The sequence below is a fragment of the Mesorhizobium sp. WSM3864 genome (assembly GCF_002294955.1).
Lineage (GTDB): Bacteria > Pseudomonadota > Alphaproteobacteria > Rhizobiales > Rhizobiaceae > Mesorhizobium.
In genome coordinates, this window is the sequence record NZ_NSGD01000007.1 from 130,483 (window position 1) to 153,279 (window position 22,797).

Annotated in this window: 27 protein-coding genes and 1 pseudogene; 17 read left to right on the forward strand and 11 right to left on the reverse strand. The window is 61.6% G+C overall.

The window, feature by feature from the left end; genetic code table 11:
- Nucleotides 1–371: 371 nt before the first annotated feature.
- A complete protein-coding gene (locus tag CK215_RS16930) occupies nucleotides 372–692 on the reverse strand; it encodes a hypothetical protein (RefSeq protein ID WP_095831599.1) in 321 nt (106 codons plus the stop codon).
- 197 nt (nucleotides 693–889) lie between these two features.
- On the opposite strand from CK215_RS16930, the gene CK215_RS16935 reads away from it, so the two are divergent.
- Both CK215_RS16935 and CK215_RS16940 read left to right on the forward strand, forming a co-directional pair.
- Nucleotides 890–1,375: a hypothetical protein gene (locus tag CK215_RS16935; RefSeq protein WP_095831600.1), complete on the forward strand. Its 486-nt coding sequence runs from the start codon at nucleotides 890–892 to the stop codon at nucleotides 1,373–1,375.
- Nucleotides 1,376–1,712: 337 nt separating this feature from the next.
- Nucleotides 1,713–2,138: a hypothetical protein gene (locus CK215_RS16940; RefSeq protein ID WP_066992011.1), complete on the forward strand. Its 426-nt coding sequence runs from the start codon at nucleotides 1,713–1,715 to the stop codon at nucleotides 2,136–2,138.
- 145 nt (nucleotides 2,139–2,283) lie between these two features.
- Here CK215_RS16940 and CK215_RS31325 read toward each other — a convergent pair whose 3' ends face one another.
- Nucleotides 2,284–2,421 carry a hypothetical protein gene (locus CK215_RS31325; RefSeq protein ID WP_156752600.1) on the reverse strand — a complete coding sequence of 46 codons (138 nt, stop codon included), beginning with the start codon at nucleotides 2,419–2,421 and terminating at the stop codon, nucleotides 2,284–2,286.
- Between the two features lie 44 nt (nucleotides 2,422–2,465).
- Nucleotides 2,466–2,558 (reverse strand): annotated as a pseudogene (locus CK215_RS16945) (DUF2934 domain-containing protein); the annotation flags it as partial.
- 166 nt (nucleotides 2,559–2,724) lie between these two features.
- Here CK215_RS16945 and CK215_RS16950 point away from each other — a divergent pair.
- The gene (locus tag CK215_RS16950) at nucleotides 2,725–3,042 is read left to right on the forward strand and encodes a hypothetical protein (protein ID WP_095831680.1); all 318 of its coding nucleotides are present in this window, start codon (nucleotides 2,725–2,727) and stop codon (nucleotides 3,040–3,042) included.
- A 72-nt stretch (nucleotides 3,043–3,114) separates the two neighbouring features.
- Here CK215_RS16950 and CK215_RS16955 read toward each other — a convergent pair whose 3' ends face one another.
- Entirely contained in the window at nucleotides 3,115–5,106 is a 1,992-nt protein-coding gene (locus CK215_RS16955; RefSeq protein WP_095783945.1) for a protein-L-isoaspartate(D-aspartate) O-methyltransferase, read from the reverse strand.
- A 46-nt stretch (nucleotides 5,107–5,152) separates the two neighbouring features.
- Entirely contained in the window at nucleotides 5,153–5,443 is a 291-nt protein-coding gene (locus CK215_RS16960) for a hypothetical protein (RefSeq protein WP_095831601.1), read from the reverse strand.
- A 182-nt stretch (nucleotides 5,444–5,625) separates the two neighbouring features.
- Between CK215_RS16960 and CK215_RS16965 the strand changes: the two genes are divergently transcribed.
- Nucleotides 5,626–5,889 (forward strand): hypothetical protein, encoded by a 264-nt coding sequence (locus CK215_RS16965; protein ID WP_095831681.1) that lies wholly within the window; start codon nucleotides 5,626–5,628, stop codon nucleotides 5,887–5,889.
- A gap of 66 nt (nucleotides 5,890–5,955) precedes the next feature.
- Here CK215_RS16965 and CK215_RS16970 read toward each other — a convergent pair whose 3' ends face one another.
- Nucleotides 5,956–6,168, reverse strand: a complete 213-nt coding sequence (locus CK215_RS16970; RefSeq protein WP_095831602.1) for a hypothetical protein — start codon at nucleotides 6,166–6,168, stop codon at nucleotides 5,956–5,958.
- An 8-nt stretch (nucleotides 6,169–6,176) separates the two neighbouring features.
- Nucleotides 6,177–6,737 (reverse strand): hypothetical protein, encoded by a 561-nt coding sequence (locus CK215_RS16975; RefSeq protein WP_066992020.1) that lies wholly within the window; start codon nucleotides 6,735–6,737, stop codon nucleotides 6,177–6,179.
- Between the two features lie 583 nt (nucleotides 6,738–7,320).
- Here CK215_RS16975 and CK215_RS31330 point away from each other — a divergent pair.
- The 5 genes from CK215_RS31330 (at nucleotide 7,321) to CK215_RS17000 (ending at nucleotide 10,292) form a co-directional block, all read left to right on the forward strand.
- Nucleotides 7,321–7,482 (forward strand): hypothetical protein, encoded by a 162-nt coding sequence (locus tag CK215_RS31330; RefSeq protein WP_082953723.1) that lies wholly within the window; start codon nucleotides 7,321–7,323, stop codon nucleotides 7,480–7,482.
- 181 nt (nucleotides 7,483–7,663) lie between these two features.
- Nucleotides 7,664–8,470 carry a nucleotidyltransferase gene (locus CK215_RS16985; RefSeq protein ID WP_095831682.1) on the forward strand — a complete coding sequence of 269 codons (807 nt, stop codon included), beginning with the start codon at nucleotides 7,664–7,666 and terminating at the stop codon, nucleotides 8,468–8,470.
- Nucleotides 8,463–9,209, forward strand: a complete 747-nt coding sequence (locus CK215_RS16990; protein ID WP_067320643.1) for a metallophosphoesterase — start codon at nucleotides 8,463–8,465, stop codon at nucleotides 9,207–9,209. Before CK215_RS16985 ends, CK215_RS16990 begins: the two co-directional genes overlap by 8 nt.
- A 76-nt stretch (nucleotides 9,210–9,285) precedes the next feature.
- Nucleotides 9,286–9,462: a hypothetical protein gene (locus CK215_RS31335; protein WP_082953724.1), complete on the forward strand. Its 177-nt coding sequence runs from the start codon at nucleotides 9,286–9,288 to the stop codon at nucleotides 9,460–9,462.
- A 5-nt stretch (nucleotides 9,463–9,467) separates the two neighbouring features.
- Nucleotides 9,468–10,292, forward strand: coding sequence for a Ku protein (locus tag CK215_RS17000; RefSeq protein ID WP_095779472.1), 825 nt, complete (start codon nucleotides 9,468–9,470; stop codon nucleotides 10,290–10,292).
- 16 nt (nucleotides 10,293–10,308) lie between these two features.
- On the opposite strand, the gene CK215_RS17005 is transcribed toward CK215_RS17000, so the two are convergent.
- Entirely contained in the window at nucleotides 10,309–10,590 is a 282-nt protein-coding gene (locus tag CK215_RS17005) for a hypothetical protein (protein WP_066992031.1), read from the reverse strand.
- 131 nt (nucleotides 10,591–10,721) lie between these two features.
- A complete protein-coding gene (locus CK215_RS17010) occupies nucleotides 10,722–11,753 on the reverse strand; it encodes an ATP-dependent DNA ligase (protein WP_095831603.1) in 1,032 nt (343 codons plus the stop codon).
- A gap of 159 nt (nucleotides 11,754–11,912) precedes the next feature.
- Here CK215_RS17010 and CK215_RS17015 point away from each other — a divergent pair, with 159 nt between their 5' ends.
- Nucleotides 11,913–12,521 carry a cysteine hydrolase family protein gene (locus tag CK215_RS17015; protein WP_095831604.1) on the forward strand — a complete coding sequence of 203 codons (609 nt, stop codon included), beginning with the start codon at nucleotides 11,913–11,915 and terminating at the stop codon, nucleotides 12,519–12,521.
- A 920-nt stretch (nucleotides 12,522–13,441) separates the two neighbouring features.
- A complete protein-coding gene (locus tag CK215_RS17020; RefSeq protein ID WP_245418714.1) occupies nucleotides 13,442–14,152 on the forward strand; it encodes a response regulator transcription factor in 711 nt (236 codons plus the stop codon).
- A gap of 149 nt (nucleotides 14,153–14,301) precedes the next feature.
- Here CK215_RS17020 and CK215_RS17025 read toward each other — a convergent pair whose 3' ends face one another.
- On the reverse strand, nucleotides 14,302–15,507 hold the full coding sequence (locus CK215_RS17025) for a hypothetical protein (RefSeq protein WP_095783955.1): 1,206 nt from the start codon (nucleotides 15,505–15,507) through the stop codon (nucleotides 14,302–14,304).
- A gap of 426 nt (nucleotides 15,508–15,933) precedes the next feature.
- Here CK215_RS17025 and CK215_RS17030 point away from each other — a divergent pair, with 426 nt between their 5' ends.
- Nucleotides 15,934–16,521, forward strand: a complete 588-nt coding sequence (locus tag CK215_RS17030) for a sugar transferase (protein ID WP_170950320.1) — start codon at nucleotides 15,934–15,936, stop codon at nucleotides 16,519–16,521.
- Nucleotides 16,522–16,605: 84 nt separating this feature from the next.
- Here CK215_RS17030 and CK215_RS17035 read toward each other — a convergent pair whose 3' ends face one another.
- The gene (locus CK215_RS17035; protein ID WP_095783956.1) at nucleotides 16,606–16,854 is read right to left on the reverse strand and encodes a hypothetical protein; all 249 of its coding nucleotides are present in this window, start codon (nucleotides 16,852–16,854) and stop codon (nucleotides 16,606–16,608) included.
- Between the two features lie 411 nt (nucleotides 16,855–17,265).
- On the opposite strand from CK215_RS17035, the gene CK215_RS17040 reads away from it, so the two are divergent.
- The 5 genes from CK215_RS17040 to CK215_RS17060 all read left to right on the forward strand — a co-directional run bounded on the left by CK215_RS17040 (nucleotide 17,266) and on the right by CK215_RS17060 (nucleotide 22,760).
- Complete coding sequence (locus tag CK215_RS17040; protein ID WP_066992048.1) at nucleotides 17,266–18,570, forward strand: O-antigen ligase family protein; 1,305 nt, start codon at nucleotides 17,266–17,268, stop codon at nucleotides 18,568–18,570.
- Between the two features lie 43 nt (nucleotides 18,571–18,613).
- Nucleotides 18,614–19,447, forward strand: a complete 834-nt coding sequence (locus CK215_RS17045) for a hypothetical protein (protein WP_066992051.1) — start codon at nucleotides 18,614–18,616, stop codon at nucleotides 19,445–19,447.
- An 8-nt stretch (nucleotides 19,448–19,455) separates the two neighbouring features.
- The gene (locus CK215_RS17050; RefSeq protein WP_095831683.1) at nucleotides 19,456–20,460 is read left to right on the forward strand and encodes a hypothetical protein; all 1,005 of its coding nucleotides are present in this window, start codon (nucleotides 19,456–19,458) and stop codon (nucleotides 20,458–20,460) included.
- A 156-nt stretch (nucleotides 20,461–20,616) separates the two neighbouring features.
- Entirely contained in the window at nucleotides 20,617–21,768 is a 1,152-nt protein-coding gene (locus CK215_RS17055; protein ID WP_095831605.1) for a PqqD family protein, read from the forward strand.
- Complete coding sequence (locus CK215_RS17060) at nucleotides 21,759–22,760, forward strand: nucleotidyltransferase family protein (protein WP_066992056.1); 1,002 nt, start codon at nucleotides 21,759–21,761, stop codon at nucleotides 22,758–22,760. The genes CK215_RS17055 and CK215_RS17060 overlap by 10 nt, the downstream gene beginning before the upstream one ends.
- The last annotated feature ends 37 nt before the right edge of the window (nucleotides 22,761–22,797 follow it).

A 22,797-nucleotide genomic window follows, 5' to 3' on the forward strand; every position in this document is an offset into this window, starting at 1 on the left:
TGCGGTGAGCGACATCAAGCTGGCTTGCAGGCCGAGGCAAACAAGGCTGGAGGCTTGGCGCCTTCGCCGAGGAGGAATTCGGGTAACGCTCAGCGCGGGCTAAAACACCGTCGGCAGAAGAGCACGAGCTCGAGGATTTCGCGCGCCGGCGGCAACCGAGCACGATCCAAAAATCTATCCGTTGCGTTCCTCGCTTTCACGCAACAGCCGCACGATCGCATCGACTGGGGACGGATCGGCCGCCGGCTGGATTTTCCGTCGCCAAAGATGGCGAAGAAGCTTTTTCAACATGGGCATGCACATACTCCCTAGCTACCAGACCTTGCATCGGGCGTTCCGGGTTGGAGCGCCTCGGCGAGCCGGCATCGGCATCAACCCAGGCGAGCGGCAAGCAGGAAAGCGGCGCCCGCCAGAACCACGAGCACTGCAATCACCAGCACCGGCCCGTTTCTGCTCGGCTGAAGGCCGGGCGCGTTCTGGGGGCGCTGCATGGCGTCGGCGAAGCTCGCCTGATTGGTGAATTTCGGTTCATCTGATGCGACGCGATGGGCGGAACTCGTCGACCCTCCCGCCTCTGCATCCGTTTCCTGCGGGGCGGCAGAAGGGTCGAATCCGGGCGTCTTGTCCAGGGTAAAGCCCATCTGCATTTCGCCTCGACCCTCGGCGGGTCTTCGCTTGCTCGGTGAGGTCATCGGACAGCTCCTTCGCTACCAAACATCTGTCCGGCGTCGGTGTTCCCACGGGATCTTGAACGCGAAGTAGAAACGCTGCTGTGCGGGAACTCGTTTCCGGGAAGGGGGAACTATCGCTGCCGCCAATCGCTGAGCGCGGCCGGAACATTTCCTGTTGGGCAGCTTTTACCTTCGTTATCTAAGATGACGAGGCACCGATGCAGGTTCTCGAGACCCAAATAGTTTCCAACTCGGAAGGCGTGGTGACAGTCGAATTTCTCGGTGAGGGCGGCGAAAAGATTGCCGTCACAATGGCTGGATCCGATCCACGGCCGACGTACGGCGACACCGCTCTTATCGATCGCGCCAAAGAGATGATGGTGCAGTGCGCGGTTTTCGAGACCGTGGAACACCGGTCCGCGCAGGAGAGCAACCGCGACTTCAGCGAGCCCGCCAAGCCGGACAGCCCCTTCACATTCGAATATCGCGACCATGATGGCATGCGGCAGCTGAAGGGCGTGGAATTCCCGAATCTGGAGGCCGTGCATGACGAGGCGCTGCGTTCGGCGATTGATTTGCTTGACGACACGGCCGCCGAAGGTGGGCAGCAGGGCTGGGCCGTCCGGGTTCGCGACGCCAACGGAAAGATCGTGCTGGCGATCGACTTCGACGAGGCGAAACGGAAAAAGGCGGCAGCGGAATGAGGACCGCGGGCTGCGTGGCCTGAGAAAGAACCATGCTCCCGTTCCTATCACTGGATATGATATATCCGACAAGCGCCTGCATATTAGTCCAGCCTGGGCTCGCAACTGAAACGCCGTGCAGTCCTGCACTTGCGGAACCTGTCGATTGTCTGCATTCCAAATGAATTCCGTGTTCATCCGGAACTTTGGGGACGACTGTCAGTTCGATGATTTGCAGGCGCGCTTTTTGGCGCCTGCCGGAGATCGGTGGGAAACACTGATCGGCCCGCACCTCAGACGCGGGCCTGCCGACCCCGCCAGGACAAGCCGGTCAGCCAAGTATGGACGGGAGCCTATCATGAAACACCAAACGCTCGACCAACTGCACGCAGTCGCTGATATCAATCCGCTGGTGCCGCTCACGACAAGGACTGAAAAGATAGAGAGGTGGGCAGAACTGCTCGAGCGGAATCCGTTGCGCTGTCTCGCCGCGCTCACCGGCACCGAGTATCTCTATCCAGGCATGCGGGAAGAGGCGCGGGCGGCTGGATCCCCGCTGACGGTTGCGTTCGAAGACCCGTTGCTCAGGGCCTCGGGCCTGCAGTCGGATACCTACGGGGAAGCCAAACGCTTCTTTGAACTCTCCGATTGGCAGTTGCATGAAGTCGTCTGCAGCTGCCATGCCGGCGCAACCATGCAGGCCAGTTGGGCTGCTGGACGCGTCCGGAGAATTGTCACAGGCAATCGCATTTTTGCCTGGCTGAGAAGCCGCTTCATACACTGACTGCGTCTCAACCTGCTCGCTATCGCGGCTGTTGCGACAGTCGCCGGCGGCGCTCGGACGGCTCGCCGAAACAAGGCTGGCGAGACCGCAATGCAAAGAGGGCGATGCGGTGGGTAGGGCAGGTGCCCGATCGACAGGCCCTGCCTCAGCCGTTCTGGTCGATCGCGTGGGGCGCTGGCTGCTGGCTCCCGCCGCTCGGGCGCTCGGGCTCTCGGCCGATCCAGGCCCACACGGTTATCAATAAAATCACCACGATCGCGATCACTGCAACGATCCGGGGCATCAGAAGTCCTTCCTCGGCGCCTCTGCTAGCCGCCCGGCTTGTTCCTGATCCCAATGTTCCTGTTGCCGACCTTGCGGCCGACCGGCCTGCTCCCAGATTTCGTGGGCGCGGCGTCTGATGCGTTCTTCCCTGTCCATGACTGCTGCCTCCTCGTGCCGGACCGCCGTCTGTTCGCCTAATTGGGCGATGGCGTGTTTGTTCCATCGGACTGATGGGAACCGATTGCCCGCGTCCCTCATCGGCCAGGTCGGGGAACGCTCTTCTGACGATCTTGTTATCCTCCAGATCAACCCGGAGAGAGTCATGGGCAAGGAAGAGAACCGCCGCGAGACCGGCGCCAGGAAGTACCCGGCCAACACCGATCCGGATCCCTCAGACCGGTTTTCGCAGGCTGCGGCCGGCAACGAAAAGCCTCACGATCGCTTTGGGCTCACCCGCAGACAGGGCGAGGTGGAAGACAAGACGCATCAGTCGGAAGGGCAAAACCCTTCGGGACGGGCGACGCCTGGTCCTGCGACGGAAAAGACTTCCGGAGCGGGCCCATCGGTCCCCGAGCAATCCAAGGATGCAAGAGCGCCCAAAGGCGGCCGCCGGCCTGGTGCCTACGTGAAAGAACAGTAGCGTTCGCTCGCCGCATCACCTCTGCGCCGAAGTTCCCGCATCAGCGCGATGTCGAATGCATCCGTCCATCGCCTACACCCCGAAGGGGTAGGTGTCCGGGACACCGCTCGTCGCATGCTCCGGCCCGAAGGGCGTCACGGCGGTGGTTTCATCGAACCAGACGAAGGCGTCGAATTGCCGCGCAAGCGAGGCGTCGGCATAGTGGCTGTGCAGTTCCGTTTCCGGCCGATAGATCACGCCGATGAACCGTTCGAGCCGACGTTCGGTCAGCCGATCATGAAGGGCTGGATCAGCTCCAAGGTCGAGCAGGAAACGAGCGGTGCCGGCGTCGTGGCAAAGCCGCTCATAGCTGTCCTCGCGCGAAGGCCGCACGGACATGATTTCCATTTCGCCGTCCCAATGCTTGGCGGCAGCGACCGTGCCGGCATGCGTGCCGAAGCCGATGAGGGCTACGTCGTCGCCGAACCGCTGGCGACAGAGCTGACCGATGTTCACTTCGTCTCTGACGATTCCCATCTCCGTGAAGCGGGCGTCGCCGATATGGGAGTTGTGCGCCCAGACCACGGCCTTGGCATCGGGGGAACGCGCTTCGATAACATGTTGCAGCGTCTCGAACATGTGCGTGTCGCGCAGGTTCCAGGATTGCGCGCCGCCATAGTACATCACGCGATAGTAGTGCTCGGCGGAGGCGATGAGCCGGGCGTTCTGCGCGGCATCGAACAATTCGTCGCCGTCCTGGCCGGCGTGATCGAGCTGACGCGACAGCATGTCCCGGCACTGCCGCAGCACCGCCTCCTCGCATTCCCGGTAGCCTCGGGTTAGCGCCGCCCGGCCATAGGTGGCGGGTTCGTGCTGCCACGGCGTCAGGCAGCCGTAGCGTTCGCGGGCAATGCTTGCCGCCTCCGGATCGATGCGGTCGAGATATTCCAAAACCGCCGCGATCGAGGCTCTCATATTGTAGATATCAAGGCCGTAGAACCCTGCCTGGCTTGCCGGTGTTTCGATCTGCTCGTTGTGCGCACGCAGCCACTCCACGAATGCCGCGAATTCGGCGTTGCGCCACATCCAGGTGGGAAACCGCTGGAAAGGCATGTCGGCGCGCGGCGAAGGTGGGCGGTGACGCACATAGCGGTCGATCGCCGCGGCGTCGGGCCAGTCGGCTTCAGCGGCGACGATCGTGAAGCCATGTTTCTCGATCAGTCTTCTGGTGATCCAAGCCCGCGCCCGATAGAACTCGGATGTGCCGTGGCTCGCTTCGCCGAGCAGCACGATCCGCCGGTCGGCAAAGCGATCGAAGGCCTCCACAAAGGCGGGATCATCGAACTCCGGAAGCGGTTCGGCCGCTGCGGCAATCATCTGCGGAAGACTGCGCGCTGGCAAGAGCGGGGAGACACGGCTGGTTCGGATGCGGTTGTCCTCCTGCCAGCCTTCTTCGCCGATCAAAGGGACAAAGCGCACCGCACCGAAATCTTCCTCGCTGTAGGTGGAAGCGCCAGTGCGGGTGACTTTGAGGAGACGCTGCTCGTCAGGGTCATCTCCGACCGGAATGACCAACTTGCCGCCGACATCCAACTGCTGCTGCAGCGCGAGCGGCGCGCCGGGCCCGCTCGCCGCGACGACGATGGCATCGAACGGTGCCGCTTCGGGCCAGCCCTTGGTGCCGTCGCCGGTGCGCACCTCGATGTTGCGATAGCCAAGCGTCTCGAAGCGCCGTCTCGCGGTTTCCGCCAGGCCGGCGTGCCGTTCCATCGTGTAGACATGATCGACGATGCGGCTCATCACGGCGGCGGCGTAGCCAGATCCCGTGCCGACCTCGAGGACGTGATCGCCGGGCCCGATCTCAGCCATTTCCAGCATGAACGCGACGATATAGGGCTGCGATATCGTTTGGCCCTCGGCAATCGGCAGCGGTCCATCCTCGTAGGCAAATTCTTCGAAGCCAGGGTCCACGAAAGTCTCGCGTGGGACCTCGCGCATCGCTGCCAGGATCTCACGATCATGAATGCCGCGGCGGCGGAGATGAACATCGACCATTCGGCGACGTTCGCGGGACAGGTCGAGCATGTGCATCCTCAACAGGAAGTTGGAATCGCAAGCGGCTGCGGCAACGTCATCCCTCGGCCTCCATCATCGTCCTGGCCGGCTCCCGCGCTACGTTCTCCTCGATCCGCTCGCGCCCCGGAGTCTCCGGCGGCGCCTTGCGGAAATTCTTGGCATAATCGGGCGGCATCTTCGGCGGCATCAAGGCTTCGTCAAGAACGCGTTCGACCTCATCGGCCCTCTCGATGCTGGCGCAAGCCATCTCCATGATGCCGTTGATGCCATCGCCGGGCAGGCCGAACATGACCTCGGCATCCCAGGCAACCGGAGTGTCGACGAAAATTTCGGCTGCATTTGGCATGGCAAGGCTCCAATGAATGCATTCCGAACCAGTAGGGCGGCAGTTGGTTCCCTTGGCCACGCAGCCAGGCCACCGCCTCGCAAGGAGCGAATTCGCGGGAACGAGCGAGCCGGACGCGGATTGAATCCTCATTCGCTAACGAGCAAAGCGCCAGGATTGGCGATTAGCCGGAAGGGTTGATCATGAGCGAGCCACTGAAAACCACAAATCACGAGGTGATCCGGGCTTGGATTGAAGCCCGCGAAGGCAGACCTGCAGTCGCGCGGACTGCAGGCAAGGGGGCGGTGCTGCGCGTCGACTTCGGCGAGCACGAAGAGGATCTGCAGCCCGTCGAATGGGAAGAGTTCTTCGCCATATTGGATGAGAACGAACTTGCCTTCGTGCACCAAGACCTAACGGCGGAAGGTTTGCCCAGCCGTTTCAACAAATTCGTCGAGCGCGGATGAGAGAAGCGCCAGGCGATCAGGCGGAAAGCAATTCGCTCGCCTGATGCTCGCTACTTACGCCTGCCGCTATTGATTGCCCGGCATTTTGTTGCTGCCTTGCGGATCCTTTTCTATGCCGGCGGCGGGAGACGTGTCCTGGGGTGCGTTTCCGCCCTGGTTCTGCTCAGGTGTCCGCTTCAACGGTGCCGTCGGCCAGCTACTCTGGACATAGGCGAAGGCCCAGTAACATGCCAACAGCACAACCACTGTCAGGATCAGCGGCAACAGCACTCGTCTCACGCTGACTCCTATTTGCTCTGCTGACGGTAATCGCCGGCCCGCGGATCGAATCCGGTCCAACCGCCAGCTTCGTAGTCGTTCCGCCGTTCGCCGATGTCCACCGACCTGGAATCGTGGAGGATCGCTTGTGCTTGCGGAGCGAGGTCATCTTCGACGCGAGCGGTAAGCAGAGTGCCGCCCCGGCGAATGCCTTCGGCATAGACATGGGCGTCGCCCTCCGACACGCCGCCGTCGGTCAGACTGCCGATGATGCCGCCGGCCGCTCCACCGACAACTGCGCCCGCGGCCGCGCCCGCGGCTGTCGCCGCCAGCCAGCCAGCCGCCACGACCGGACCGACGCCAGGTATTGCTATGGCGCCGAGGCCCGTCGCCAAGCCGCCGGCGCCGCCCACGACCGCCCCGATCCCGGCTCCACTGGCTGCATCTTCGGCGGCCGCGGAAGAATGCCGGCCGTCGGCATTGTTGGCGATGATGCTGAGATCGCTCGGCGGTACGCCCATGGACTCCAGCTCGCCCACGGCATCGGCGGCATCGTCATAATCGTCGAACAGTGCGGTGATCGTCTGCATTTTGATGTCTCCTATCGATTACTATCGGCCGGCAAAGGTTTGCGCGTTATCGGCTGCGACCGCCGGAAAAAACGAGGAGGTCGCAGCGACGGCTAATGGCGCGAGAAGTGTCCGCATGTTCATGGCTTCCAGCTCCTGTGCTCGATGGGCCGGAGCCGAACAAGCGTCTCAGGGCTTTGTTCCAGTCCGAGCCTGTCGATTTTCAGATGGCGTCTGCCGGAACTGTGATCCGCAGGCTGCGTTCCACGACAAGCCTCAGAGGTTCTTGCTCGCTGCAGTCGCTTGAACGGGACGGCCTTTCCTGCTGCGGTTTGGTCAAGAGGCCGCTCTCGGCAAAGAGACAGCGCGCATACGGCGGACCCAAACGAACTGGCGGCTACCGTCTGCGATTTCCTTCGGCCGTTTGGCTCAGGGTGCCGCAACGGCCGGACATGGTCGCCAAGGCGATCCCGCCGGGCGCGTAGGCGGCTGACCACGCAGGCCGCCTACTCCCTTGGACAGGAACATTTGCAGCCCTTATCGGTTAGCTCAAGACCAGCGATAGGTTGCTGGAGAAACCACCTTCGACAGGAAGGGAAACGCCATGTTCGGCTCCGATTTATGGCTGTTCGTTGTTGCCGGCGGTCCGCTGATCCTTCTCATTGCGATCATCTACGTGCTTTTCACCCGCCGTCACAGAGGCCCAGTCGAACGGCGCGAGAGCGACCGCGCGACCGAGCGCTTGTACCGCGAGCAAAAGGACTAGCGCACCAGCCAAGCTGTCGCGCCCAAGTCGTTGTTTTCACGCGATTTCGGCAATGCTCCGCGCGCGGCGCGGCTTGCCTGATCTCCGGACGGTGTTGCCGGGCCTATTTCGCAAACTCCGACAGCGGAACAAGCGAGGCCCGCGGCTGTTATCGAAAGGTCCGAAATCGGAGCTGCAGTTGATGACCAACGACGAGTTGCCGGGTCTGCCAGCATCGCTCCCCGTGATCGACGCGAAAGCCGAGCCAACGCTGAAAAGCGCCGCGGCGGAAGCGTTCTACACCCATGCAATCCGCGAGCTCGCCGCTACCGACATTCCTTTCCTCGTCGCCGGGACCTACGCGGTGAGCGCGTATACGGGCGTTGTTCGGCAAACCAAGGATCTGGATATCTTCTGCAAGGCCGGAGACTGCGCGCGCATACTCGAGCATTTCAAGAATATCGGCTATGCGGTCGAGATCCGGGACGACCGCTGGCTCGGGAAGGTCTTCGAGGGCCAGCACTTCTTCGATGTGATATTTGCCTCGGCCAACGGCACAATGCAGGTCAAAGATCAGTGGCTGGAGCATGCCCGCCAAGTCGAGCTGCTGGGCAGCCGGGTCCGGATCATTGGCCCAACGGAGCTCATCTGGTCGAAATGCTTCATCCAGGACAGAGGACGCCACGACGGCGCCGACATCGCCCACACCATCCTCAAGGCGCACGACCAGATCGACTGGCAAAGGCTGCTCGCCTATCTCGATGTCCATTGGGAAGTGCTGCTGATGCAGGTCCTCAACTTCCGGTGGATCTATCCCAGCGAGCGGGACCGCATCCCAGACTGGCTGCTCGACGAACTGCTGGGCCGGCTTGCGCGGCAACGGCAGCTGCCGTCGCCCAAAATGAAGATCTGCCGCGGCCGCCTGCTGTCGCAGGTCGACTATGAGATCGACGTCAAGGAATGGGGGTTTGCCGGCGTCGGCGGCGTTGGAGAGATGCGCGATGCCTGAACCAGCCACATCAGCGAAATCAAACGGCAACGGTGTCATCAAGGTCGCCGCCATGGGCGACCTGCATGTTCAGGAAGATGCCCAGACCTCGTACCGCGACCTGTTCGGCGAGATATCGCGCGAGGCCGACGTCCTGGTCCTTACAGGCGATCTCACCAATCTCGGAAAACCGCGTGAGGCGGAACTTCTGGCCGAGGATCTGCGCGCATGCTCGATTCCCGTGGTCGCGGTTCTCGGCAACCATGACTACGAATCCGGTTGCGTCGAGCAGATCGCTGCAACGCTCCGCCAGGCGGGGGTCCATCTTCTCGATGGCCAGGCGATCGAACTGAACGATGTCGGCTTCGTCGGCGTGAAGGGTTTTGTCGGCGGCTTCGGTCGAAGGATGCTGGGCTCCTTCGGTGAGCCGGCCATCAAGGCGATGGTGGCCGAAAGCGTCAACGAGGCAATGCGGCTCGAGAATGCTATGCGGCAGGTGCGCGCCAAGCGCACGCTCGTGGTGCTCCACTATGCGCCGGTCCCGGAGACCGTGGCGGGAGAGCCTCCGGAAATCTTTCCGTTCCTCGGCTCCTCGCGGCTGGCCGAAACCATCGATCGCTTCAAGGTAAGCGCCGTGGTGCATGGCCATGCCCATCGCGGCTCGTATGAAGGCCGGACCCCTGGTGGGGCCAGCGTCTACAACGTCGCCATGCATATCGCGAAGCCGACCGGCCGTCCTTACGCGCTGCTCGAAATCTGAGGCGCAGCGCTGCCTGCCGCTTCGGAACCATGCCGGCAGCGATGAGTTGTGCAGGAGACCAACGGAACCAACTTCGATGCCTGACCCCAGACAACCGGATCCCGATCGCGACACGCCGATGCCGGCGCCCAGCTGGAAACCGGAGCCGGTCAGGAAGCCGGAGCGGCACGGGCTGCCGGACGAGGTGCCGCGCCCAAATCCCGATGAAACCGACGATCCGCCGGCGCCTGCCGGGCGCATCCGGACGGAGTAAGCTCGATGGCTGCGCCTCGCGCGATCTGGAAAGGCTTCATGAAGGTCGGATCGGTTTCATGCGGCGTCAAGATCGTCGGCGCCACCAGCGAAGCGTCGAAAATCCATTTCAGGATATTGAACCGGAGGGACGGCCTGCCGGTGAAAAGCGCCTATGTGGATGAGGAGACCGGCGAACCGGTGGACGCCGAGGACCAAGTCAAGGGCTTCGAGACCGACAAGGAGGATTTCATCCAGATAGAGCCCGAGGAGATCAAGGCGCTGAAACTCACCTCCGAGCACACGCTGGAAATCGGCGAGTTCGTGCCGGTCGCAGACATCGACACGCGCTATCTCGAAAAGCCCTATTACCTCATTCCGGCGGAGGATGCTTCCGCAGAGGCGTTCAACGTCCTTCGGGAGGCCATGAAGAACAAACGGGTGGCGGCGCGATCCTGTGTCGTCCTCTACCAGCGCGGACGCGAGGTTCTCATCCAGCCCTTCGGCAAGGGAATGCTTCTCACCGAGCTGCGGGACCGCAATGAGATGGTTTCGGAGGCGACGGTGTTCGAAGGGCTGAAGAAGCAGGACTACGAGGCGGACCTGCTCGAGATCGCCGGCCTGCTGATCGACAAGAAGGCGACGAAGTTCGATCCTTCGAAATTCGAGGATACATACGAGAACGCGCTGATCGCCATGATCGAGGCCAAGCGCAAAGGCAAGAAGCTGCCCAAGGCGGCGCCGAAACCGCGTGAGAACGTCATCAATCTGGCCGACGTTCTGCGCAAGAGCCTTGCCAAGGAGGGCATCGCCGCGAAAGGCGCGAAGCAAGGCAAACGCAAGTCAGCTTGACGCCAAGAAAGGCCGCTCAGACCTCGTCGAACCGGCTTCCTTCCTTGGAGGGATCGCGCGCGAGGACCCGCTCCTCCTCGTCGTCCGGGAGTGCCTCGTCACTTTCCTGATAGGGATTGTCGTCGTCTTCTTCGGGGAGCGTTCCCTCCGCTTCTTCATCGTCCTGCGGGTCGCCGTTGACGGCGACGCTGTCGGGCAGGATCCGGCCGCCCTCAAGCGCGTCCCAGTCCTGCTGCTCGACTGCCGGAGCCTCGGTTTCGTCCTGATTTGCGGTGCGTTGCTTTTTACGCGGGTCCATCTCGTTCTCCAATGCTGCAAGCCTATCCGGCTCGCGGTTCGCTCAGTTGGAAAACCGCTCAGGCGATTGGTGGTTCCGCCCGTTGCAGCAAGCGGCGGCCGTTGTGGCGTCGCCTCTTCCTGGTAGGTGTCCTACGCGATCTGTTCGAACGTGCATTGGCGCGGCGCCTTGTCGGGCCGCCAGCGCATCAGCCTTGTTCCATGCCGGAATCGGTCGCCGGTGACATGGTCGAAGCGGACCTCCACGACCAATTCGGGCCGCACCGGCTCCCATTCTCCGCTGCGCTCGGTGCTCCAGCGGCTCGGGCCGCCGGGTGCCTTGCCGGTGAAGCCGAGCCCGCCGCGCAACGCTTCAAGCCTCTTGGTCAGCGCCGCTCGCTCGTCACTGGCGATGGTCGAGGTGAAGCCGACATGGTCGAGCTGGCCACGGTCGTTGTAGAGGCCAAGCAGCAGCGAGCCGATCTGGCGCTTGCCGCTCAGGTAGCGAAAGCCACCGACCACGCAGTCTGCTGTGCGCAGCCGCTTGACCTTGATCATGGTTCGCTCGCCCGGGCGATAGGGTTCGGCCAGTGCCTTGGCGACCACGCCATCGGTGGCACCTCGGCCGGCGCCGCGCAACCATCGTCTGGCGGTCGCGAGGCTCGTTGTGGCCGGCGAGAGCTTCAGCCCGGCGTTCTCTGCCCTGGCAACGAAGTCCTCGATCGCCCGGCGCCGATCGGGCAAGGGCAAATCGAGCAACATCTCGCCTCCCGGGGCAGCCAGTGCATCGAACAGGATCAACCGCGCCGGTGTTTCCGCGCTCAGCTTGCGGATACGGCTCTCGGCCGGATGAAGGCGCATCTGCAGCGCGTCGAAGGAGACGCGCCCGTCGATCTCGATCACGATCTCGCCGTCCACGACGAATTGCCTTGCGGCGAGGTCGCGCAGCATCGTGGTCAGTTCGGGAAAGTAGCGGCCAAGCGGCTTGCCGGATTTGGCGCGAAGCTCGATGGCGTCGCGGCCTTTGAAGGCCAGGCAGCGAAACCCGTCCCATTTGGGTTCGTACTGCCAGGGACCTTCAGGCAAGGCGTCCGCGGTCCGCGCCTCCATCGGCGGCGTATCCAAAGACAGCGGAAACTCGGGACTCGAGATCGCCGGTTGGGACGTAATCCTGGAGGTCTCCATCTCGGTAGAACGTTCGACCACACCTGTAGTTTCCGGTCGACGGGAACGAGTTGCACGGCGAGGCGTTGCCTCACCAAAGTTCAGAAACCAAATGTCGAGCTTTGACCGCGTCGGGCACTTCTTCACCAGAGCGAACATGAACTTCCGACAGGAAATCCGATGTCGGCTTCCGGCTTGAGCTATGGTCCTCTGGGCGAGCGCTGCGCGCATCTATGCGTCGACATGCAGAAATTGTTCGCGGAACCTTCGGAATGGGCCACGCCGTGGATCACCCGCGTCCTTCCGAGGATCGTCAGCCTCGTCGAATGGAAAGCCGAGCAGACCCTTTTCACGCGCTTCGTGCCGGCTGAAAAGCCTGGCCTGGGTGCCGGCACCTGGAGGCGCTACTATGAGCGCTGGGCGTCGATGACGATCGAAAATGTCGGGCCAGAGATGGTCGGGTTGCTGCCTCCGCTGTCATCCTTCTGTCCGCCGGCGCAGGTGATCGACAAGCATGTTTATTCGCCCTGGCCGGAGGGCAGACTACAGACGGCACTTGCCGCGCGCAGCATCGACACCCTGGTGGTCACGGGAGGCGAAACCGATGTTTGCGTGCTCGCAACCGTCCTGGGGGCGATCGACATCGGATATCGCGTGGTGCTGGTCACGGATGCGCTTTGCAGTTCATCGGACGCGACGCACGATGCCCTGATGACCGTCTACCATCAGCGCTTCGCGCAACAGGTCGAGACCGTCGAGATGGAGACGGTCCTTTCGGCCTGGACCTGAACGTTATGGGACGATCCGCACCGGCTACAGCCGAAAGCGACCGATCAACTGCTGTTTGACGGGAACCGCAATGTTTCTCCGAAATTGCGCAGGCAGGGAGTGTGTAGATGCCTAAACCAGCGAAACGGGAAAAAGCTCGCAAGCCAAATCCGGCTGACCCCAACCCAAAGCAAAAGCCGCCGAGGGACACGCGCGAAAACCCGACACGGAATCCGGATGGTCCTGGCGAATTGCCGGACACGGCCACGCGAGAAGAAGTCGAGACAGTCAGGCCTAACCTGAAACGCTAGTACCGGTAGGCGTGATTTCCGAGGCACGACGCATTGATGTTGTGGAGATAGGCCGCGCGAAGATTGACCTTGCCGGCCCGACAAGACTGCGATTGCCGGCCAAAAAAGAAACCCCGGCTGCAGTGGTTGGGTGGGGGGCACCGCAGCCGAGGTCAATGTTTTTCTCAGAACTGTGGCGCCGTTTGCTCCAAACCGCAAATCTCGCTCCTAAGGTCGAGACAGGCTTGCGCGCAACTTTGAGGAGCATAATTCCCGTTTAGCAACTTCAGGTTGTCATCCTTTCGGTCATATTAGCCACCTAAGATATAATTACCAAATTGTTAACCAGGATTAATGCGCCTTTTCCACAGCATCGTAGTATGCGTTTGAGGCTGGATTACCTCAATGGAGCGGGGATCCCATACGTCCGTGGGTTGGGCCGGCGTATGCACTACTCCTTGAATCTATTCCTCACTTAGCAGCTAGTCGCCCGACACAACGGTAAACGAGCGTAACAGTTCATGCCGCTGACAAGCCCTGCGTGGGAGTCAAAACAAAAAGGGGAGAGAGCAAAGTCGGCGGCGGAGAGGAGTAAATAAGGCGATGGGACATCTTCAAATTTCCGAGTCTTGGAAGGATGCGACGGGGTCGTTGCAGAACGGGCATCTGACGGACGTGAACGGGCTCGGCACGTCTGATCTCGAAGAAGGACACCCGACCGAAGGTCTGGTGGTAATTGTGGACAAGCGGGCACTCGAGCGCGAATGTCTTGCTCGAGGCCTTATCGAACATAATCCGGCTTTGCGCGTCAGCGCCGTAGGATCTCTTGATGAGATTCAGCACGTCGCCGGCGGGGCGGAGGCTTCCGCGATCCTCGTTATTCTCGGCGCCAGAAAGGTGACCGACCAGAGCGTTCGGGCGGAACTTGTGCACCTCATCTCCGAGGTCGGCGCCGTACCCGTAATCGTCGTGGTGGATTCCGACGAGCCGGGGGAGATCCTTGCGGCTCTCGAATGCGGCGCCCGCGGCTACATTCCCACGAGCGTCAAGGTGAAGGTCGCTGCCGAGGCCATCGGTCTCGCCCGCGCCGGAGGAATCTTCGTGCCCGCCAGCTGCGTGCTGGCGCTTCGCGAGATCATCCATTCGACGGCAAATGGCGCCCGTCCGCTCGCCGGAATGTTCACCTCGCGCGAGGCCGCGGTCGTGGAAGCGCTCAGGAAAGGCAAGGCCAACAAGATCATTGCCTACGAGCTCAACCTCTGCGAGAGCACGGTCAAGGTCCATATCCGCAACATCATGAAAAAACTGAAAGCCACGAACCGCACTGAGGTGGCCTACAAGCTTAGACAGATGATGCTTTGAAGGCTGCCCAGGCCTGGTGCCTGGCAATAGAACGACGCGCACGCCGATCCTCGACGTGGAGGCGGACCTATTTCAGGTCCGCCTCCCTTCGAGATTCAAGAGTAGGACCGTGCCTGCAGGTCTTGAAACGGATGCGCTCAGGCCGATGCTCAGGCATGTTCCCGGTCGAGCATCTCGAATCCTGCCTTCACGAGAAATCCAACACTGTCGCGGCCCAACTCCGCACCGCGATATGCTGCTTCGGCAGCCTTCAGGCCTCCCGTCAGTCTGCGGATCACCGGAGCCGCTCCGAGTATCTCGAGCGGCAGGCCCAGCTCGCCGCGGTTGGGGCGCTTCGGCGGCCATACCCTCAGGCCGAAATAGCTGGCGGCCGAGCGGTCGATCCCGCCGCTGAACTGCACCAGCAGCGCCTGGCGCGTTCTCCTGGCGATGCGGCCCAGGCTGTTGATGTCCATCGGTGGTTTGGCTGAGGGCCGCATAGCGACGATGATCACCTCCCATGCATCATCGGTCAGCAGAACCGGATGGGAAAAAACACCAACTCTTGCTCCACGTTCGGCGAGCATACGCTCGAGGAATGGTGCGCAGGGCGTGTCGCAGACGACGGCGAATCTCGAGGCACGCTGATCGACGCCGGCATCCTCGAGTAAGACCCGGCATAAGCGCGCGAATTCCGGCATCAGGTCTATGGCCGGGTGACCGAGATTTGGAGCAGCAACCTTGATGCCGGCCTCGTCACAGGCATCGAAGTCCAATACGCCTTGCCGAAGCTCCCAAGGCTCGGCCATGAGCGAAACGACCGCATGAGAGGGCAAGAGCTCGATGAGCGATCTCGAAATCGGTCCGACCTGGGGACAATTGGTGATGAGGTCGACCTCCTGCCATTTGCGGCTTTCGATGCGATTCGTCACTTCCACGCGTTCGGCGACCTTGGCGTATTCGGCAAATGCCAACGTCGCGTCCGCGGCCGCCGCCAGGCTCGGATGTCTGGAGGATACGCGGGTGAGTGCAACGACACGGTCCGCATTGGCGAGCGCCGCGGCTGTCGCAGTCACCGCCTGATAGCCCGTCGCCGCGCCAACCACCACAGTGAGGCCGGAGAGATCAAGATCGAGCAAAGCTATCTGCTTGCGGACGACGGCAAGTGCTTCCGTATGGTCGACCTCCAGAACATGACGAGTGCCCGGTCTTGCGGGGAAGTCACCGGACGAAGGCTTCGGAATGGGCGTCACGTTGCGTGCTCCACTGACAGGCTGGCAGGCATTCTTTCGACGCGGAAGATCTGTCTCGTCGAATCTCGTCGCATGCGCGCGCATGGTTTTCAGGCATTGCCAGACGGCTGCCGGCTCGCCCATCCGGCACCAGTGGCTCCAGACATTCTCTCGGCATCCTCGCCATCAGAGCTAGGGCCTGAATTCAGTCGGCGGTCTGGATCGCCCCTAGCCGGACCAGTTCCATTTCGTCGATCACGAATACAGTCGAACTTGCCCGAACTGCTACTGCAGAAAATGGGTGCCAGTGTTACGCCGTTTGATCAGAAGGCTTATCGACACCGCGCCGGCAATACGCGTTCAGGCTAAGAGGCTAACCGGCGCCAGATAGGGCGCTACCTCCTTTGCGGTTCTTGCCGGGAATGATCCGCCGCGTGAAGTTGAGCGCTAAAATCAGCCGTTTCCTTGGCGAAGCTCATGACAATCAGCGCATTCGACACGAACCCCCGCAGACCCGGAATAGGCGTCGGTCAAAACCATCGTCCGCTTGGGGGGCGGCGCAAGAGGATCATGGACGTCGCCGTCGCATCGATAGCGCTTGTGCTTGCCGCTCCGATCATGCTTGTGGTTGCCCTCTTGATTTTGGCGACCGACGGCGGACCGGCGATATTCTCTCACACCCGGGTCGGCTTCAACGGCAGGCGTTTCGCCTGCTACAAATTCAGGACCATGGTTGCCAACTCCCAGCAGGTTCTGGCCGACTATCTTGCGAGCAATCCCGAAGCCGCCAAGGAGTGGGAGCAGAATTTGAAATTCAAGAACGATCCGCGCGTCACCTTCCTGGGGCACATTCTCAGAAAGTCGAGCCTGGATGAGTTGCCTCAGCTCATCAACGTGCTGCGCGGCGACATGAGTTGCGTCGGTCCTCGGCCGGTCGTCCCCGACGAACTGCAACGTTACGGCGCCTGCGCGATCGACTATCTTCGAACCCGGCCCGGGCTGACCGGCGCGTGGCAAGTGACGGGCAGAGACGCAATAGACTATCCCAGCCGTGTCTCCCTCGACAGCCGCTACGTGCGAAACTGGTCCATATGGGCCGACGTCGTCATTCTCGTTCGGACGGTCTTCGCCGTGATGAGATTCGATCACGCGTCCTGACTGCCTAGGAAGGCAGCGAGCATTGGCGGCATCGCCGCTTTTCAAAAGATCCGGCGCCAGCGACGAAATGGCAGCCCCAGTCCGTCAATGCTCATCGGTCACGGCGCGACGCCACACGATGCCGAGGAAGACGCCGAGCAGGTAGGCGCCCTGCAGCGTGACAACGAAAAGCAGGATCGAAAGCAGACGGTCCCAGGCAAACAGGCTGCCGATGCCGCCTGCAATGACGCTGAACACCACAATCGCCGCGGTCATGACGATGAGCGCCGGCGCGCGAACACGAAATCCGAGCAAAATGCCGATCACGCCGACGGCGACAAGACCCCAAAGCACGGCGATCTCCTACGGTGTGAAAGACTCGGTGTGCCGCGCCCAAGTCTCCCACATATGCAAATCCGCACCAACACCGAATCCCCGCCGCGGCTAGGCCGGATCTCGACCAGGCAGACTGGAATCGCAGCACCACCAGCCCTTGCACAAAAGGCGTAGGACACCTTGTCCCAATGACGCGTTTTCGCTCATTTCCTTGTCATCCCGCTGCGCCTACGCTGCTTATGAAATAGGTACGCGGAGTATTCACCCGCGGTGCGGCAGCGCGCCTTGAATCACCGTCCTGGAGTGAACGTTGTGTCTCTATTTCTTGGCGTTGCCGTTCAGGACACAGGGGCACCGGACGCAGCCTGGCGAGGCAAGAGCGCGTCGGCCCGCGGTTGTTGCATAGCATTTTCAGCGTGACGTCCATCGATGCTGCAGGCTTCCATCCTTTTGCTGATCGTGTCGATATGGTTCCCTGGCGCCACGCGGATTGCCGGAACCGATGGCTCGATTTCCTTTTTGCTCGCTTTGTTCTGCGGCCTGGTAAGCCTCGTTCCCTACGCCGAAGCGACAAAACGTCTGCATCGCACCGACACGGCCCTGGCGGCTGCCGTGCTGACAACATCTGCCCTCATCATGGTTCTGTCGCTGCTGTCGGCGCTACACGCGGACAATCCGGTCAGGACCATGCGCGCTGTCTTCGCCCAGGTGTTTGGTTTCGCCACTATCCCGACCATTGCATTGATCGCCGCGAGGCCTAGGAGTTTTGAGGCAATCGACAGGATTGGGATGACCATGGCCATCATGGTTGCCGTTACATCCTGCCTTGTCGTTATTGGCCTCGGCGATGCTCGATTCGCCGATCGGGCGGAAGGCTATTTCAAGCATGCAAACCAGCTCGGAATTGCCTTGTCGGCCGGTCTGCCGCTTGTCGCCGCGAAGCTGGTCGCTTCTCGAAGGCACCGAATCCTCCTTTCGGTTTGCCTCCTCGCGGGGTTGCTGGGTTTGGTCAAATCGGGATCCAAGACGAATTTCGTTCTTGGGGTCGTCGGGCTCGGCACGTTCTACGGGCTATACTGCATCTATCTGGTGATAAGGAAGCAGCGTCCGGTAACAGTGATCGCGGCGACCGTTACGGCTCCGATATTGTTCCAGGCTAGCTTCATGATGTTGCAGTTCCTGAACCCACGGGCCTACAAGCTGCTGTCGCTTCAGCTCTCCGGCGGGGAGGCACATTCGATCGTTTCGCGGCAACGACTGTGGTCGATATCAATCGATCTGGGCCTGTCGCATCCGTTCATGGGCGTGGGCGCAGGGCAATGGGTGGGCGACATCGCTCCGCACAGCCACAACCTGTTCATCGATTATTTTAGAACGCTGGGAGTGCCCGGCCTCGCCTTGGTGGTGATCATGGTTCTGCTGGTGGTGGGTTATCTGATCAGCGCCGTTCTTCACACATTGGTCGACAGGGGCAGGAGCGAACAAGCGACCGAAGTGAATGTCATGGTGCTCGGAACATCGGTCGCCGTATGGAACTACTTGGTCGCCAACCAGATGAGCGATTCCTTCGGGCCGTCAACCGCGGCCTTCTTCTGGCTGCCGCTCGCTTTGCTCATAGTCTACCGCGGCATGCAGCGATCGCTGCAGACCGGCCTTGCCAAGACACCGAGGTTGTATGTCGGGACCGGGTCTCAACTGCTTGAAGTTGAGTATGCCCCTCGCACATCGCCTTGACTTCATTGGCGTTCCAAGAGTTCATCGTACCACCCGAAATCCAATGACCTCGCACACTGTTGGTGACCTGGCGGCAAGCCTCCCGCCAAGCGTCGAAGCACGCGCGCTGCGGACAGACATTCGATTTGTCGAATTCTTTGGTCTGCCCGGGGTCGGAAAGACAACCACCTCCGGCCTGCTGGCGAACAGCCTGCGACGGTGCGGCCTGCTGGAAGGCGACGTGCGAGTGGCGTGGGAAGGAAGAACATTCATCGAGAGGCAGATACACAGAATGGGCGTTGTCGCCCCTCGGCTGCTAGATCGTGAGTTTCGCTCGTTGCTTGCTCGAATTGCCCGTTTCGTCATCGAAAGCAGGCAAGTGTCGCGCCTTGATGCCATCAGGCTTGTCTGGAATCTTATCAGCCTGGTCGCATTTATCCAGCATGAGAGGGAAAGAAGAAATTCAATAATCATAATGGATCAGGGGTTGCTGCAGGGATTCTGGTCCATATTGCTGAAGAGCAGATGCAGAAAAACATCCGAGAATTGGCTGGATATGCTTTCTGCCGTCGGATTGCATGACATGGTTTTTGTCCACCTGCACAGCGAGACCGGCATCGCCAGAGACCGGCTCCTGACCAGGGGGGATCGCTCCTCGCGGCTGCAACGGACATCTCCGGACAGCGATCCCGACCTTTGGTCTGCGGCGGATCGGGCTTGCCGCGAAATGGCGGCCGCTCTTGAGCGGGGAATGGGAACGGAAGATCGCATGGGCGTGCTGGCGGCTATCGACATCGAAAGGCTTGCTTCGCCCGAGGCCGTAGCCTCGAGAGCTCTCGAGGCGGTCCGTTCGGCCTGTCTCGACCGTCATCGGCAATTCGCTTCTTCAGGTCAATGAGCATGAGGATGGACCGCCGTTCATTCATGGGTCTTGCTGGGCTGTCTCCCGTGTTCGCCCTGTTGCCGGGCACGTACCAGGCGGAGGGCGGGCAGATGCCGGAGGGCAGGCAGCTCGTTCTGACGGGCGAGCATGGCTACGAACAACAAATGTTTCGGGATCTCGAAGCCGGGGCGACAATCGATGCCCGGAATGCTTCCTTCACAGTCGCCAACAGCAGAAATCCTGAGCCCAGCGTGATGATGGGCTGCGACGAAGGAAACCTGCCAGTCAATCGCTACCCGGTGGTCATCCGCAACTGTCCGGGCGTTCATTTCATCGGAGGGCGCTTCGACGGCCAGGTGCCGCTGACCTCCGATTGGCGCGACACCTACTGCAACAGCGCGGCTCTGCTTGTCAGGGACGGAACCGCCAATGCGACAATAGAAGGTGTCCGCGCGCGGCGCTGCTGGGATGGCGTGCGGTTCGCGGCGCGGGCCGACGGCTTTCACCTGAAAGGCTGCTGGCTCAGCGAAATCAGGGATGATGCGGTGGAGAATGACTACCTGCTCAGCGGCATTGTCGAGGATTGCCTGTTCGACGGCTGTTTTTCGGGGATCAGCGTGGATCCTGCCTCAAACGAGCGGGATGGGACACGGGAGACAGTGCGGATCGATCGAACCCTCATTCGCATGCACCCGTTTCTCTCCAAGGACGAAATCACACATCAGGCGCCGATCAAGGCCGTCGATCAGTCACCCAGGCTGAGGATAACGGGATCGGTTTTCGCATTGGCTTCGGTGAACATGCGTGGACTCCGTCGCCTGGAAAGAACCTGGGGGCTGGCTATCGAAAACCGGGACAATGTGTTGCTGTGGCTGCCCGACGAACCAATTCCCTCGGAATTGCCGCTGCCGCCATCCGGTTTCAAGGTGCTGACGGGCGCTGACGCGCGCGAATACTGGAACAAGGCGCATCTGCAATGGGTTGTGGCGCATCAGAACGTGGCCCGGTTCTCCGACGAAGCGCTGTGACAAGTCGCACTCGGGGCAAACATTCGGTTGCTTAGCTGCGTTGGGCGAAGTGAACTCCCGCCGAAAGGCTTGCCGCTTCGCCCGTTGAACTTACCTGTTTCGCAACAACAGGGTGGACCGCCGTCGCGTTCCGGCAGAAGGGGAGAGGACTACTCGATGAATCGCGAGGCGGGTTACGGAACGTTGGCGCCAGGCTCCGCCGCTCATATCCCGGCCACGTTTGTGACCCAGGGACGGCTGGCACGCGTCAGGGGGCAGAATATCCTGTTCAGTCCTTCTCAGCGCGCCATCTTCGCCGTCAACGATACTGCTGCCGAGATCTGGCGCTCCCTGGAAGAGGGCACATCGCCGCGCGCCATCTCGGCCGAAATGGCGCGCGCCGGCGGCGTCGATGGGATCGAGGCAAACAGGCATGTCGAGGCCGCGCTGAGGGATTGGCAGCGGCTGAGCTTGATACGGCCCGACGCACCGCCGTCTGTGTCGGCTCGAGAGGCTGTGAGCCAGGTCGTCGCGATCGCGGGCCTTTCCGTACGCATCGAGTACCCTGCAGCCTGCGCCTTTCCCGCGGTCGCCGTGTTCCGGCATCTCGAGGTCCGACGAGAGACTGCCGACATTCTGTTCCAACTGGTCGAGCATGAAGGACGGGTCCACCTGTTCCGGGATGGCGACTGGGTTCTTTCTTGCGCACCGGACGAGCTCCCCGTCATGCTGAAAGGGCAAATGCTGATCGAGGTCCTTGATCGCAGCGCCTACGAACTTGCTCTGCACGCGGCTGCGCTTCTCAAAAATGAGCGCATCGTGCTTCTTTGCGGCAACCCGGGCGCAGGCAAGACTACGTTGACCCTGGCGCTGGTCAATGCAGGGTTCGGTTTCGTATCTGACGATGTGACCCTGTTGGACTCCCGGGGATATGGCATTGGTCTGCCGTTTGCGCCCGCCGTCAAGGCAGGAGCATGGCCGCTTTTGGCCGCACGCTTCCCCGATCTCGACGCTGTTCCGGTTTGTCGCCGCCCGGACCGCAGGCGAGTTCGGTTTGCGGTGCCCAGCGAGGTCGTGCCGTCCTCCCCCATACCAATCGGCTATGTAATCCAGCTTCGTCGAGGTCGCGACGCGAAAGCTTGCCTCGAGCCGATCGACCCGGCCAGCGCATTGCGTGTGCTGCTCAACGGGGCGTTCGCACCCGGCCGAGAGTTGAGCGGCAGCGCCTTCGACACTCTGACCCTAGTAATCGGATCGGCGAGCACCTATTGCCTGAATTATTCGAAGCTCGATGATGCAGTAGAGGTGATCACGAAGGCATGCCGGTGAGACACAGAGGCAACGCGCTCGAGGCTCTGATCGCCGGACTTCGCGGCAGTCCGGCCGACCGGGCCGATTGGCACGCCGTAATCGCCCTGGCCAATCGCACTTTGCTCACGCCGGATTTGTACTCCTCCCTCGCGCGCGCCGGCCAGATCCACCGGCTACCGCAGGACGTGTCCGAGTATCTCCGGTTCGTTCACGACTGCAATCGGGAGCGGAACTTGCGCTTGCGTGCGCAACTGCGCGAAGCCGTTGCGGCGCTCAATCGCCGCGGCATCGTTCCGCTCCTGCTCAAGGGCGCTGTTCCCTTGTTCCTTGCGCCGGCAGGCCAGGCTCCCAGCAGGATGACAAGCGACCTCGATCTGGCCGTGGAGCCGGCCAAAGAGGCGGCCGCTCAAATCTGCCTTGAAGAGCTCGGCTATGTCGAGGTGGCAGGTGAGCGAGGCATGGCGCGTGAGCAGGATGCCGGAATGCTGGAACTCCGGGCGCGCCGGGCGATCGACTTTGAACCTCCCAAGCTCGTCCAGCACGACGATTTGTGGGTGAATATTCCTACTGCCCAGTCCCGGGCTCTGCACTGGATCGTGCACGACCTCTTTAAGGAGGGCGACTATTGGCGCGGAAGGATTGATCTCAGGCACCTTCACGACCTGGCGCAATTGGCGGAGACCGAGAACGTGGACTGGAGCGCGCTGCAGGCATCCATGTCGGACCGAAGCGCCCGCAATGCCCTGGATACCCAGCTCCTGGCCTTGCATCACTTCTTCGGAACCAGGATCCCGGCAAGATGCGCGCGGCGCCCGATCGTCCGTTTCCAGCACTGGAGGCGCGTCTTCACGGCAACCCACCCGATCATCGGCGCTCCGTTGCGCCTGGCGGGCAATTTGATTTGGGGAACGCGGCGCTTTCTAAGCGCCAGGGGTTCGGCGAGGGGAGGTTCGTCCGATTTCGCGCGGCGCATCGCTCGTACGCTTTTGCTTCCAAGCGCGAAAATCTAAGCCTTTTGGTGAACTAGTATCCTGGCATCGGGAAACA